We start from the raw sequence: 12,796 nt of genomic DNA on the forward strand, positions 1-12,796 counted from the left end.
CTCAGACCGTTTTGTGTTAGGAATAGATGATCTAAAATCAAAGAAAGGAACTTTACAAAACGGCTAAAATTCCTTGATGAAACTTAATAGTTTGGATGTTGAATCATTTTGGAAAGCTTGTTATAGTAAGGTCTATATCATTTGTGAGAAATCTCACTTTCTATGAAACTTTTATCTAAAAGGTTCGTAGAAAACAGTAGGACAACAAGGTTAGAAAGGAGATCATCATTATGGATAAGACATATTTTGAAGGGCACGAAGCTTTGATTGCGGATGTCTATCGTTCATTTACGCGTCAGTTCCATGCGTTACCAACACATCGACGAACAAAACGTCAGTTGCGAAATCTTGCATTCTCCGTCATTCGTCAAGCTCGACCAACGTATGAGGAACGCACCGTTCTTTATGCTTACTTCGCTGAGTTCTTCCGAGCAGTTGAGGAAGGACAGGATGAAGAGATTGCTTTTTATAAACAAATCGCACAGTAAAGACCCCCGATGGCTCCGTCAGAAGGGGTCTTTGTTGTTTTCTGAGAACCGCGTGGGAAAATAAAAAAACAAGTAGGGAACGAGATCCGCTACTTGTTCATCAATATTCTAAAGGGTTATTTTAATTCCATCCATTTAAAGCTCATATCGGCACCGAATGGGTGACGGTATAATTTATCAATGTTTGTCCGTTGCAAGTAAGCTTCACCTTTTTGGTAGATCGGCGCAATCGCGTAGTCATCTGTTAGCAAGATTTTTTCAGCTTCTTGCATATCAGACCAACGCTTCGCTTCATCGGCTTGTTGTTTCGCTCCTTTGATGAGATCATCGAACTTTTTGTTCGAGTATTCCATCCGGTTGAAGCTTCCGCCTGTCAACCACATGTCGAGGAACGTCATTGGATCCTGATAGTCAGGTCCCCATCCAGCTGCAGAAATGTCATAATCACCCTTCGATTCGAGATCGAGGAAGTTTTTGAATGGTTGTTGTTTGATATTGATCGTCAAACCAGGAAGATGTTTCTCTAGGTCACCTTTTAAGTACTCAGAGACTTTCTTGAAAGCATCTTCATCCCGTGAGAGCATGCTGAGTTCAACTGTTTTGACACCAAGTTCCTTCAAACCAGCATCCCAAGCTTTTTTCGCTGCATCTGCATCGTAGCTTTGAAGATCCGGATACTTCGTACGGAAGTCTTCGCCATCTGGTGTAAATGTGAAATCCTTCGCAACGATAAAGTTCGCTGGTTTTGATCCATCGTTTAGGATGACATCGGTAATCCCTTGCTTCTCAAAACCGAGTGCAAGTGCTTTACGAATGTTTTTGTTTTTCAATGCTTTATTCTTTTGGTTAAAGCGAAGGAAGTTGATCCGAGCATCTGGACGAGTCTTGTAATCCTCTGATTTTTCGTACTGTGAGACGAACTCCGATGTAATCGGTGCAAAATCGACTTCTTTTGATTCAAAGAGGTTGACGCCAGTCGAAATCTCTTTGACGACTTTAACGTTAATTTGATCCATCTTGACGCTTGCTTTATCCCAGTAATCCGGATTTTTCTTATATGTCCACCCAGCGTTCGCTTGCCACTTATCGAGTACGAAAGGTCCGTTGAAGACCATTGTATCAACACTTGTCGCAAACTTATCGCCTTTATCTTCGACGAATGATTGCTTTAATGGTAAGTACGTTGGGAAACTCGTTAAGCCAAGGAAGTAAGGAGCAGGAGCTTCGAGTTGTACTTCAAGTGTTTGGTCATCGACTTTCTTGACACCGAGTTCATCGAGTTCAGCGTCTCCAGCCATGATTTTATTGGCGTTTTTCAAATCTTGTAAAATGTACGCGTATTCTGCTGCTGTCTTTGGATCAAGTGCACGTTTCCAAGCATAAATGAAATCATCTGCTGTGACGGCTGATCCATCTGACCATTTCGCATCTTTACGCAATTTGAACGTGTATGTTTTTTTATCGTCTGATACTTCGACACTTTCTGCGATTCCAGGTGTTGGCTTGTTATCGCCGTCAAGACGATAGAGTCCTTCAAAGACGTTGTTCGTAACAATGATGGAAGTCGAGTCCGTCGTTTTCGTCGGATCGAGCTGAGGTACATCTGTCGTCGAAACGAGCGTGACTTCCTTTTTCTTATTTTTCGAATCCGAGCCGCTTGCATTCTCATCATTTCCTTGCCCGCATGCAGCGACAGCAAGTAGTGCAATGCTGGATAGTCCAGCAAAAGCAATTTTCGATGGTTTATTCATGGAACGATGACCCCCCGAGAGTTAGTTTTAAATATTTCAGAAAAATGTGAACATATTGTTAATTTAAGTGAAAGTGATTAAAAATGCAACATAAATTTTCAGATAATTCTTACTGATCAAGGTCTATATCCTTAATTCCAAGTGATTTTAAATAGTCATAAAGTAGGAATAGGGTCAGCGAATGAGGGGAATACATCCGTAATGTTAATCGAATTGGATTTCCTCGCATGCGTATATTCGTAATCCGAACACCTTTTTGTTCAAGGGCGAAGATGATGTCGGATGGATCAAGATCGGCGGGAAGAAGTAAATGTGCGACGAGGACGTTCGCTTCAAATCGACTATTGTTGATGTGACGCATCACCCAAGTCAGACCTTCTAATAGGAAAAAGAGAAAGAGAACGAGAAAAATCGATTCCCAAATGAATCCGGCACCGACAGCAATCCCAATCCCACTTGCACTCCATATAATGGCGGCAGTTGTTAGTCCGCTGACGATATCATGTGGTCGTCGTAAGATGACACCAGCTCCGATGAATCCGATTCCGGTAATGATTTGCGCGACAAGGCGCATCGGATCCATCTGGACATGAGTCGCCATATCGTGATAGAGCAGGACGGATTTTATAGAGACAATGGTTAAAAGACAGCTGATGAGGGTAATTACGAGGCTAGTGCGTATACCGACCGGTTTATTTTTAATTTCACGCTCGAATCCGATGAAAATTCCAAGTGTAGCAGCCAATAGGAGTTTTAGAAGGTCTTCGAGCTGAAATACATGAATCCAGTTCATTCGTCTCAAATCCTTTCTTTACTTTAGAAGGTGATTTGTTATAATGACTTTTGTGTCTTTCGAATGAATATACGTAAGATGTAATAGATATACGGAAAAAGGAAGTGTCTCATCATGAATCAGCAAAAAATCGGCTTCTTTGCGCTCGCGGCAATGGTCATCGGGTCCATGGTCGGTGGAGGAGCTTTTAACCTCCCTGGTGCAATGGCCCAAAGTGCAAGTGCAGGACCTATCCTCATCGGATGGAGTATAACGGGGATCGGAATGATCATGCTCGCGTTAGTATTCCAGCATCTCGCCAATAGTAAACCAGAGCTCGAAGGCGGCATTTATGCCTATGCGCGTGAAGGATTTGGACGTTTTGTCGGCTTTAACAGTGCGTGGGGATACTGGGTATCTGCGTGGATTGGAACGGTTGCGAATATCACGCTCGTGTTTAATGCGATTAGTTATTTCTTCCCGATTTTCGCAGCAGAAAATCGAATATTCCTCCTTTTGATGAGTGTGGTCGTCATTTGGGGATTGTTCTGGCTCGTCTCAAGCGGAATCAAGGAAGCGACACTCGTCAATTTGATTACGACGATTGCAAAGCTCGTTCCGATTTTGATTTTCATCCTTTTAGTAGGAATTGCCTTTAATATCAAAACGTTTAATTTAGATATTTGGGGAAAGGGAACAGAACTCGGTTCGATCTTCGATCAGGTAAAAGGAACGATGCTCGTCACGCTTTGGGCGTTCGTTGGTATTGAAGGGGCAGTCGTCTTATCAAGCCGTGCCAAAAACCGAAGTGATGTCGGAAAAGCGACGGTAACAGGACTCGTTGGCGTGTTAGTCATCTATATCTTGATTTCTGTTCTATCACTCGGAGTGCTTAGTCAAGAACAACTAGCTGGATTAAAAGAACCGACGATGGCGTATGTATTAGAAGCAGCGATTGGACCAATCGGTGCGACGATCATCATGATCGGTTTGATTATTTCACTATCTGGCGCACTTCTCGGATGGACGATTCTCGCATCAGAAATATCGTATCTTGTGGCGAAAGACGGTGCGTTTCCGAAAGCATTCGCAAAAACGAATCGAAAAGGAGCTCCAGTCGGTGCGCTGTTGATTACACAGATCGCGACACAAGTCGTCGCAGGAATCGCGCTTTTCTCAGCGCAAACCTATCTTGTCTTATCGAGTATCGCCGGGATTTGTGCGTTATTACCGTACCTATTATCAGCGTTGTATAGCATTCGGACATCGCGCGAAGAACGCAATCAGAAAATGTTACTTTTCTCTGTCATCGCATCAGCGTATTCGATTTGGCTCGTCTATGCGTCGGGTATCTGGTACATCGTCATCGCGGCATTAGTCTATGCTCCAGGGATTCTCGCGTACGCGTTAGCAGAGCGAGAACAGCAACGGACGGGCATGTCACGTTATGAGTGGATTGCTAGTATGATCCTCGTTGTCTTAGCAGGAGTAGCCGTTTACGGAATGGTTGTAGGAGAAATTCAGTTGTAAGAAATGATATGCAAAAGAAGTCACGGTGATTGTTATCCACCGTGACTTCTTTTTTGATTAAGGTGCTAAGAATCGTTTTTCGATATCCTGTACAGATAGAGGTTCAGAGAAAATAAACCCTTGCATATGCTGACACGATGTTGTTTTTAGATAATCTAACGCGTGTTCTGTCTCAACACCTTCAGCGACAAGATTCAACTCTAAGTTGTGACCAAGTTGAATGATGGAATCCAGCAAGGCATGGTCATTTTTCGCCAGACCATCAATGAATACTTTATCAATTTTTAATTCGTCGATTGGAAAAGCACTGAGATACTGTAAAGAAGAATAACCGGTACCGAAATCATCGATCGATAAACGGAAGCCGAACGACTTGATGAGGTGCATACGTTCGACCGTTCGTTGCGTCTGTAAAATCGCAATATTCTCTGTCATCTCCAGCGTAACGGAAGATGGTGAAACGAATCGCTCCGTTACGATATGTTGCAACGTTCGAATAAAAGAGTCACTTTGGAACTGATGCGGTGAAATATTGATTGCCATCGTCAGTTCAGGATTAATCGTCTGTTGCCACTTCGCGAGCTGTTCACATGCTTCAATGATGACCCAGTTGTTGATTGGTGTGATTAGTGAAGCTTCTTCAGCGAGTGGGATGAATTCATCTGGTGGAATACTCCCGAGTGCCGTGTGATTCCAGCGTAATAACGCTTCGAAGCCTTTAACGGCTTGTGTCTGAATTTCAATGATTGGTTGATAAGCAAGATATAGGGATTGATCTTCGAGTGCCGTGAAGAGGGAACGTTCGAGTTGGATTTTCCGTGTGAACTGTGTGTCCATCTCGTGTGTTAAGTACTGAATCGTTCCGGTACCAATTGATTTTCCTGCATATAGAGCAGTTTCAGAGCGGCGGTATAAATCTTCCAGTGTTTTTGCTTCCGACGGATAGACGGTGATCCCGAATGTACAAGAAACGATGAGTGAATGACCGTTAATATAATAAGGACGCTGCACTGCTTGTTGTAACTTTCGAGCATACTGAAAAAGTAGATTGCTCGACGGTGCAGGTAACAAGACACCAAACAGATCACTCGTCGGATGAAAAGCAAGTACATCTGTCGTATGTTGCAAAAGACGCGTTGCCATTGCTTGAAGAAGTTGATCGCCGACATGTGTTCCAAACGAATCGTTGATGACTTTGAAACGATCGATATCGAACAAAATGAGTGCAACGGGATCATGTGATCCAGCAGAGCGGAATAAGGATTCTCCTTCGCGTAAAAATCCACGTTTATTCAATAAATGCGTCATCTCATGATGATGCACTAAAAAATCAAGTTCTTCTTCAAGCGCAGTTGTTTCCGTGATGTCGTTGCCGATGAACAGGTGCTGAAAACGAACGCCGTTCGCATCATAAATTGGAATCAATGTCGCTTGGAGATGTTTTCGTTCGCCCGTTTGCGAAGTGAGGCTAAGGCGACCAGACCAGGCTTTTCGTTCACGAAGTTGTGCACGAATCTCCGAAACGACGGGACTGGATGGGTCTAAGATGAGCGACCATGGTTGGTTGAGAAGCATCTCAGAACAATATCCTGTCACATCGATGAGTTGATCATTCGCGTACGTGATCGTTCCTCGTGCATCGAAGACAGCGACAGAAGCAATCTGATCGAATGCATAGCGCAAATCCATCAATCCTTGGAAGAGTGGTTTCATGTTCGTTTGTTGCTCAGCTGAAGGGATACAGCAAGCAAAAGCGGCAATAACGGTTCCTGTATCATCAAGTAAAGGAGACAGAAGGAGAGTTGATGTTACAGAAGTGCCCGTCTTATGCAATAAGGAGGCATTCGGTAATTGGACCGATTGACGGCGTTCCAAGAAGGCACGCCAAATCTGATGACTGAATGCCATGTCTTCCTGTTCAAGAAGTGGAACAGTCTGATCCACGACTTCTTGTTGTGTCCAGCCCCACTGGCTTTCGGCTAGTTCATTCCAAGAACGGATGGTCAAATCAGTATTCAGGATGAAAGCGGGTAAAGGGAATTCTTGAATGACGACTTCATAGGAATCAATGGTCGAACGATCCATTACGTGCGCACGCTCCTTTATGATGAAAAGAGATGACGGTTCCTTGTCTTGTCTTTTCCCAATATATTCAATTCTTACGCATCGTAATCCTCTAGGTTATACATTTTTTAGATGAAGATTATACAAGAAAATCTGCTATAATGATTTTGAAAGCGTTTTCTAAAGAGCTATAAGGGGGAATCTCGATGAATCAAACAGAGAAAATCATTCAACAGACAGAACAGTTCGGAGCACATAACTACCATCCACTCCCGATCGTCATTTCAGAAGCAGAGGGTGTCTTCGTAACGGATCCGGAAGGACGTCGTTATATGGATATGTTGAGCGCTTACTCAGCTGTCAACCAAGGGCATCGTCATCCGAAAATCATCGAGGCTCTAAAACGACAGGCGGATAAGATCACGTTGACGTCACGCGCCTTCCACAATGATCAACTGGGCTTTTTCTATGAAAAAGTAGCACAACTGACGGGTAAAGACATGGTATTACCGATGAATACAGGTGCGGAAGCTGTTGAGACAGCAGTAAAAGCAGCACGACGCTGGGCATATGAAGTCAAACAAATCCCAGGTGATGCTGAAATCATCGTTTGTGAAGGAAACTTCCATGGTCGGACGATGACAGCCGTCTCAATGTCAACGGAAGCAGAATACCAACGGGGATTTGGACCGCTTCTTCCTGGAATCAAGACGATTCCATACGGCGATCTTGAGGCATTAAAACAGGCGATCACTGAGAATACAGCGGCATTCATCTTGGAACCAATTCAAGGCGAAGCAGGCATCTTAATTCCTTACGATGGTTTCTTAAAAGATGCGCAAGAAGTTTGTCGTGCGCAGAATGTTCTGCTCGTATCGGATGAGATTCAATCTGGACTCGGCCGTTCTGGCAAATGGTTCGCCTCTGATTGGGACGAAGTGACGCCAGATATGTATATCCTCGGTAAAGCACTGGGTGGTGGTGTATTCCCGATCTCATGTGTGGCTGCGAATAAAGATGTCCTTTCCGTCTTCAATCCAGGATCACACGGCTCGACGTTCGGTGGAAATCCACTCGCTTGTGCCGTCTCGATTGCTTCACTTGAAGTATTAGAAGACGAAAAGTTACCGGAACGTTCACTCGAACTCGGTACGTACTTCATGGAGAAATTAAAACAAATCAACAACCCGATGATTAAAGAAGTACGTGGACGTGGATTATTCATTGGTGTTGAATTAACAGAAGCAGCGCGACCATATTGCGAAGCGTTGAAGGAAAAAGGCTTGCTCTGTAAAGAAACACATGAGACAGTCATTCGTTTTGCACCACCGCTCGTCATCACAAAAGAAGAGTTGGATTGGGCGTTCGAACGGATTGAACAAGTATTAGGTGTTTCCGTCGCCCAGTAAAAAGAATAGCTTTAGATTAAACAACAGTGGACAGGACGTTCACTGTTGTTTTTGTTTAGGTAAGTGTCGGTTTTGATACAGGAAACGTTTGAAAATCAGTGACAAGGGAACAGACAACTATCGCAAAAAAACTTTTAAATGGGGGTAATGGTTATGTCAAACAACAGTGGTCTCAATAAAAAAGTAGATGGTCTCGTCGATAAAGTAGCGGGTAAAGCAAAAGAAGCGCTTGGGAAAGCAACAGGCGATAAATCGACAGAGCGCGAAGGTAAAAAAGATCAAGTAAAAGGCGAGGCGAAGAAAACAGTCGGTAACGTCCAACAAAATTTTGAAGATACAAATCGCCGCTAAGACCGTTGAAATTAAATAGAAAAACCGGACTGGAGAATGACTCTAGTCCGGTTTTTAGCGTCTGCTATAATGAATTTTTATATCAATAAAAAAAGATAATAAATAATTTGTATAAAGGTCTAGTCATTTAGATATTTATGTGGAATAATAAAAATCGTAAAAGCGTTTACATTGTTCTGTCATTATCGTTTATTCAAGAAAGGGTGAAAGGTATGTTGCAGTTTCTACAACGCATTGGTAAAGCCTTGATGTTACCAATCGCAGTATTACCGGCTGCCGGAATCGTACTCCGATTAGGTTCAGCGGATATGTTAGATATTCCGTTGATGGTAGCAGCAGGAGGGGCTATTTTTGATAACCTTCCACTGATTTTTGCCATTGGTGTTGCGATTGGTCTATCGATCGATGCGAGTGGGGCAGCGGGTCTTGCAGGGGCCATCGGGTATCTCGTCTTAAAGAATGGCGTCGACTCGATGAACAAGGATTATTCCAGCGCACAGATTCAGGCGAAGTATGATGCGATCGCTGCGATCGTCAATGATTCCTCGACCAAGGTCGACGGAGCGACACTTGGTTCGATCGCGAATCAGGCGACACTCGGTTCGACCGTTAATATGGCGGTATTCGGTGGAATCATCGCGGGTATCGTCGCAGGACTTCTATACAATCGGTTCTATAACATTAAGTTACCGGATTGGTTAGCATTCTTTGGTGGTCGTCGTTTCGTTCCAATCATTACATCAGCGGTCATGCTTGTACTTGCTTTCATCTTTGGTTATGTCTGGCCGTTCATCGAGCAAGGCATCAACGGTGCTGGTGAATGGATGGTTGGTCTTGGTGCAGGAGGCGCTGCTCTGTTTGGATTCTTTAACCGTCTCTTGATTCCTGTCGGCTTACACCACGTCTTAAATAATATTTTCTGGTTCGTCTTCGGTTCATATGAAAAAGCAGATGGTACGGTCGCGAACGGTGACATCGCGCGCTTCTTCGCTGGAGATCCGACAGCTGGGATTTATCAAGCGGGCTTCTTCCCAATCATGATGTTCGCCTTACCGGCTGCAGCTTTTGCGATTGTCATGGCTGCGCGTAAGGAAAATCGAAAAGCAGTTGCTGGAGCGATGATTGGTCTTGGACTGACGTCCTTCTTGACAGGTATCACGGAACCAATCGAGTTCTCGTTCATGTTCTTATCACCTGTTTTATATGTCATTCATGCGGTTTTAACAGGTCTATCGATGGCCATCGTTAACTTACTAGGTATTTTACATGGCTTCTCCTTCTCGGCTGGTTTCATTGATTATGCCTTGAACTTCGGTATTGCCACAAAACCATTACTTCTCATCCCGGTTGGTCTCGCGTTCGCGGTCGTCTACTACTTCCTGTTCTACTTCATGATCACGAAATTTGATTTGAAGACACCAGGTCGTGAAGATGAATCGCTCGTCACAGACACGGGAGTCGTTCTGACAGATTCAGACGATAAATATGAGCAACAAGCAGCTCAAATTTTTGCCGGATTGAAAGGAACAGAAAATGTCACGTCGATTGATAACTGTGCGACACGTTTACGTCTTCAAGTCAAAGATCCAAGCATCATTGACGAAGCGGCGATTAAAGCGGCTGGAGCAAAAGGTGTCATGAAGATGGGCGCGACCAGCGTGCAAATCATCATTGGAACAGACGTCGAATTCGTTGCGGATGCGATGAAGCGACAGAAGTAAAGAAAAAACGACCTTTCCTGAACTCAGGAAAGGTCGTTTTGTTGTACGTTCGCAACAGGTGCTGTTTTGCTGGAGCGATAGATTGGATAAAAAATTCCGATCAAGATGATGACGATCCCAATCCATTGGGAACTCATCAGATGTTCTCCTAAAATTAAGACGGAACAGATGACTGCTGTCGGTAGTTCAGCCGCTCCGAGCAAAGAAACGCTTGCTGGAGACAGATGAGGGGCGCCTGCAGCAAATAAGAGCGGTGGTAAAATCAATGCGAACAGACCGAGCGGAATCGCGTATAACAGAAGTCCATTTTCGAAGTTCGCAGAGGACAAGAATGTCGTCGGTGGATACATGGTCATGACGAAAGCAAGACCACCTGTCATCATATAAAAACTTTTCTTGATGACGGGTAAATGATTGGCGATGCGTCCACTAGCGAGTAAGAAAATTGAGAAGCTGACAGCTGCTCCAAGACCGAATAATGTTCCACGTAAATCGAGTGGACTCGAGTAAGCGGCACTCGCAAGAATGGCTCCGCCAATTAGTAGAATCGCGGACAGAAAGTGCGCACGACTGGGGAAACGTCTGAATGCGAGCGCATCGATGATGACACCAATCCAAGTGAATTGGAATAAGAGAATGATCGCAACGGATGCGGATACAGTCTGAAGACTTTGATAGTACAGATAACCGGTTGTACCACTTGAGATACCGATCAGCATGAGCAGACCAGCTGTCTTGAGATCGAGACGAAGATTTTTCGTAAATAAGGCAAGTCCGAAAATCATCAGCCAGCCGAAGAAAAATTGACTACCTGAAACGGCTGCTGAGTTAAATCCAGCGGCATAAGCGAGTTTGACGATCGTTGAGAGGACACCATAACTGATAGCGCCAATCAGAACGAATAAGGTTGCTTTTGAACGATGCATGAATAAATTCCCTCCATTTTTAATAAAAACCACACAAAAAAGGTTGCAACAGGGCCTTGTCCAGGTTTTTTGGACAGGGTTTGGTTGCAACCTGTGTGATTTATTGAGTTGATGTGTCGAGCAAACGATACAGCCGGGTTTTCGTTTGATTATACTGAACGGTCAGCGCATTCCACTTCTTTAATGACGCGGTAGCTTTCCGTGTTAAACGATTTAAATCCGCTGTTGACTCATCAATCTTAACGAAATCCGGTTTTTTCGTCAAGCGTGAAAGCACTCTCTTTTCAGCGTCCATCGCTTGTCGATACGTTTTCGAGAACGTTTGAAATGTCTGCTCGCGTTCCTTGATGATTGTCACTAAGGCAGTTCCTTCTGTTTTTGCTTTACCATCAAGTTTGTTGACAGCATCCTTCAATTCTTCAAGATCGAGTGCAGCGTACGTTTCCTTACGTAACGTTTCTTCTTGTTTCAATAAAGCAAGCCGTTCGTCATTTAAGGCTTCTAATTCCTCTCGTTCATTTTGAGAGCGTTTGATTTCTTCAGCACCTGCATCAAGAACGGCTTGGTACGTATTAACTGAAATTTCATCCTTACGAGCACGTTGATCAGCTAGCGTGAATGCTTTCTCTTCACCTTTCACTTGTTGCTCTAGCTGTTCATGAAGAGAGGCTGGTGAATCGTTGGAACAGGCAGCGAGTCCAAAGCTCGACAGGAACAGTACTGCTACGAATGTTTTTTTCATCTGGATAGTAACTCCTTATAAATTCGAGTGTTGCGCGAAGTTGTACGGAATATGGAAATCTTCATCATAAATCGCGAATTGATAGCCTTTTTTCTGAAGTCCGGCAACAATGGCTGGAAGTGCTTTGATGGCTTGTGGTTGTTCATGTAAGAGAATGATTTCAAACGGACGCTCTGCTCGCCGAATGACCGTATTCGCTACTTCTTTTGCACTATCTTTGTAATACCAGTCCATTGAATCGATTGACCAGTCCCACACGCGGAAGTCTGCTGAATGAATGGCAGATGCCATTTTTTTCGTGATGCCTGGATCAGAGCCATAAGGTGGTCGTGTCAAATGTGGTGTTAGCTTCGTCAACTCATGGATTTTCTTCTGAACACTTTGCATCTCTGAGACATACTTTCCTTTTTCGTACAATGTATCGTAATCGTGTGTTTCCCCGTGTAATCCGATATAGTGTCCAGCTTTAGCAGCAGCTTTGACTTCTTGCGGAAAAGCATCTATTTGTGTTCCGAGATAAAAGAAAGTGGCACGAGTCTGAAGTTGATCCAATGTTCGAAGTAAGTCCGGTGTTAATGCGGATGGACCATCCTCGAATGTTAAATAAGCGACTTTTTTCGTCACACCATTCCATTTTTCCACGCGTGCTTTTTCCATATTGACGACAGGGACTTCAGTAATGGATTTACCTGTCGTAATGGATTGTTGTTCAGGAGTAAATACGTATCGATAAGCGATATATCCCCCAACTCCGAGAAAGACAAGTGTGAGAAGTAAGAAGAACCGAGGGAAAAACTTTCTTTTTTTTGTACGCGGTCGTGGACCGAGTTCGCTAGCGTGGCTTGAGGTAAATGGATCCATCGTTGTCTGTCGCTCCTTTTGTCAAAAATATCATATACAGATAATGTAACATTCTGACTGTTTCTTTTGTAACAAACAGATGACAAAAAGATGACGAAAAATCGATTTTTCTAAAAAATATCGATTTATTTAGAAGAAGTTTGTAAGAAATAAAAAAACAACCACTGAATAAGTGATTGTT

Annotated in this window: 11 protein-coding genes; 5 read left to right on the top strand and 6 right to left on the bottom strand. The window is 43.7% G+C overall.

Going from position 1 to position 12,796, the window contains the following annotated elements; all coding sequences use genetic code 11:
- Positions 1 to 230 precede the first annotated feature (230 nt).
- Positions 231 to 488, top strand: coding sequence for a hypothetical protein (locus KNQ12_RS15270; RefSeq protein WP_023467133.1), 258 nt, complete (start codon positions 231 to 233; stop codon positions 486 to 488).
- Positions 489 to 604: 116 nt separating this feature from the next.
- Here KNQ12_RS15270 and KNQ12_RS15275 read toward each other — a convergent pair whose 3' ends face one another.
- Both KNQ12_RS15275 and KNQ12_RS15280 read right to left on the bottom strand, forming a co-directional pair.
- Positions 605 to 2,239 carry a peptide ABC transporter substrate-binding protein gene (locus KNQ12_RS15275; RefSeq protein ID WP_023467134.1) on the bottom strand — a complete coding sequence of 545 codons (1,635 nt, stop codon included), beginning with the start codon at positions 2,237 to 2,239 and terminating at the stop codon, positions 605 to 607.
- 109 nt (positions 2,240 to 2,348) lie between these two features.
- Positions 2,349 to 3,032: an MgtC/SapB family protein gene (locus KNQ12_RS15280; RefSeq protein ID WP_023467135.1), complete on the bottom strand. Its 684-nt coding sequence runs from the start codon at positions 3,030 to 3,032 to the stop codon at positions 2,349 to 2,351.
- A 111-nt stretch (positions 3,033 to 3,143) separates the two neighbouring features.
- Between KNQ12_RS15280 and KNQ12_RS15285 the strand changes: the two genes are divergently transcribed.
- Positions 3,144 to 4,541, top strand: coding sequence for a basic amino acid/polyamine antiporter (locus KNQ12_RS15285; protein ID WP_200864055.1), 1,398 nt, complete (start codon positions 3,144 to 3,146; stop codon positions 4,539 to 4,541).
- Between the two features lie 57 nt (positions 4,542 to 4,598).
- Here KNQ12_RS15285 and KNQ12_RS15290 read toward each other — a convergent pair whose 3' ends face one another.
- The gene (locus KNQ12_RS15290; RefSeq protein WP_214749732.1) at positions 4,599 to 6,626 is read right to left on the bottom strand and encodes an EAL domain-containing protein; all 2,028 of its coding nucleotides are present in this window, start codon (positions 6,624 to 6,626) and stop codon (positions 4,599 to 4,601) included.
- Between the two features lie 185 nt (positions 6,627 to 6,811).
- On the opposite strand from KNQ12_RS15290, the gene KNQ12_RS15295 reads away from it, so the two are divergent.
- The 3 genes from KNQ12_RS15295 (at position 6,812) to nagE (ending at position 10,086) form a co-directional block, all read left to right on the top strand.
- The gene (locus KNQ12_RS15295; RefSeq protein ID WP_023467138.1) at positions 6,812 to 8,014 is read left to right on the top strand and encodes an ornithine--oxo-acid transaminase; all 1,203 of its coding nucleotides are present in this window, start codon (positions 6,812 to 6,814) and stop codon (positions 8,012 to 8,014) included.
- A 153-nt stretch (positions 8,015 to 8,167) separates the two neighbouring features.
- Positions 8,168 to 8,365 carry a CsbD family protein gene (locus KNQ12_RS15300; protein ID WP_023467139.1) on the top strand — a complete coding sequence of 66 codons (198 nt, stop codon included), beginning with the start codon at positions 8,168 to 8,170 and terminating at the stop codon, positions 8,363 to 8,365.
- A gap of 212 nt (positions 8,366 to 8,577) precedes the next feature.
- Positions 8,578 to 10,086, top strand: coding sequence for an N-acetylglucosamine-specific PTS transporter subunit IIBC (nagE, locus tag KNQ12_RS15305; protein ID WP_064300856.1), 1,509 nt, complete (start codon positions 8,578 to 8,580; stop codon positions 10,084 to 10,086).
- Positions 10,087 to 10,109: 23 nt separating this feature from the next.
- On the opposite strand, the gene KNQ12_RS15310 is transcribed toward nagE, so the two are convergent.
- The 3 genes from KNQ12_RS15310 to KNQ12_RS15320 form a co-directional block, all read right to left on the bottom strand.
- On the bottom strand, positions 10,110 to 11,012 hold the full coding sequence (locus KNQ12_RS15310) for an EamA family transporter (protein WP_214749729.1): 903 nt from the start codon (positions 11,010 to 11,012) through the stop codon (positions 10,110 to 10,112).
- 100 nt (positions 11,013 to 11,112) lie between these two features.
- Positions 11,113 to 11,754 carry a YkyA family protein gene (locus KNQ12_RS15315; RefSeq protein ID WP_214749726.1) on the bottom strand — a complete coding sequence of 214 codons (642 nt, stop codon included), beginning with the start codon at positions 11,752 to 11,754 and terminating at the stop codon, positions 11,113 to 11,115.
- A 15-nt stretch (positions 11,755 to 11,769) separates the two neighbouring features.
- On the bottom strand, positions 11,770 to 12,615 hold the full coding sequence (locus KNQ12_RS15320; protein WP_214749723.1) for a polysaccharide deacetylase family protein: 846 nt from the start codon (positions 12,613 to 12,615) through the stop codon (positions 11,770 to 11,772).
- Between the last annotated feature and the right edge of the window lie 181 nt (positions 12,616 to 12,796).

The sequence above is a fragment of the Exiguobacterium sp. s11 genome, from assembly GCF_018619015.1.
In the GTDB taxonomy this organism is placed as follows: domain Bacteria; phylum Bacillota; class Bacilli; order Exiguobacteriales; family Exiguobacteriaceae; genus Exiguobacterium_A; species Exiguobacterium_A indicum.

What these genes read in the sequence shown, in the direction of transcription:
- KNQ12_RS15320 (WP_214749723.1), bottom strand. Translation starts at nt 12,615, where the DNA reads ATGGATCCATTTACCTCAAGCCACGCTAGCGAACTCGGTCCACGACCG.
- KNQ12_RS15310 (WP_214749729.1), bottom strand. Translation starts at nt 11,012, where the DNA reads ATGCATCGTTCAAAAGCAACCTTATTCGTTCTGATTGGCGCTATCAGT.
- KNQ12_RS15295 (WP_023467138.1), top strand. Translation starts at nt 6,812, where the DNA reads ATGAATCAAACAGAGAAAATCATTCAACAGACAGAACAGTTCGGAGCA.
- KNQ12_RS15300 (WP_023467139.1), top strand. Translation starts at nt 8,168, where the DNA reads ATGTCAAACAACAGTGGTCTCAATAAAAAAGTAGATGGTCTCGTCGAT.
- KNQ12_RS15270 (WP_023467133.1), top strand. Translation starts at nt 231, where the DNA reads ATGGATAAGACATATTTTGAAGGGCACGAAGCTTTGATTGCGGATGTC.
- nagE (WP_064300856.1), top strand. Translation starts at nt 8,578, where the DNA reads ATGTTGCAGTTTCTACAACGCATTGGTAAAGCCTTGATGTTACCAATC.
- KNQ12_RS15280 (WP_023467135.1), bottom strand. Translation starts at nt 3,032, where the DNA reads ATGAACTGGATTCATGTATTTCAGCTCGAAGACCTTCTAAAACTCCTA.
- KNQ12_RS15290 (WP_214749732.1), bottom strand. Translation starts at nt 6,626, where the DNA reads ATGGATCGTTCGACCATTGATTCCTATGAAGTCGTCATTCAAGAATTC.
- KNQ12_RS15315 (WP_214749726.1), bottom strand. Translation starts at nt 11,754, where the DNA reads ATGAAAAAAACATTCGTAGCAGTACTGTTCCTGTCGAGCTTTGGACTC.
- KNQ12_RS15275 (WP_023467134.1), bottom strand. Translation starts at nt 2,239, where the DNA reads ATGAATAAACCATCGAAAATTGCTTTTGCTGGACTATCCAGCATTGCA.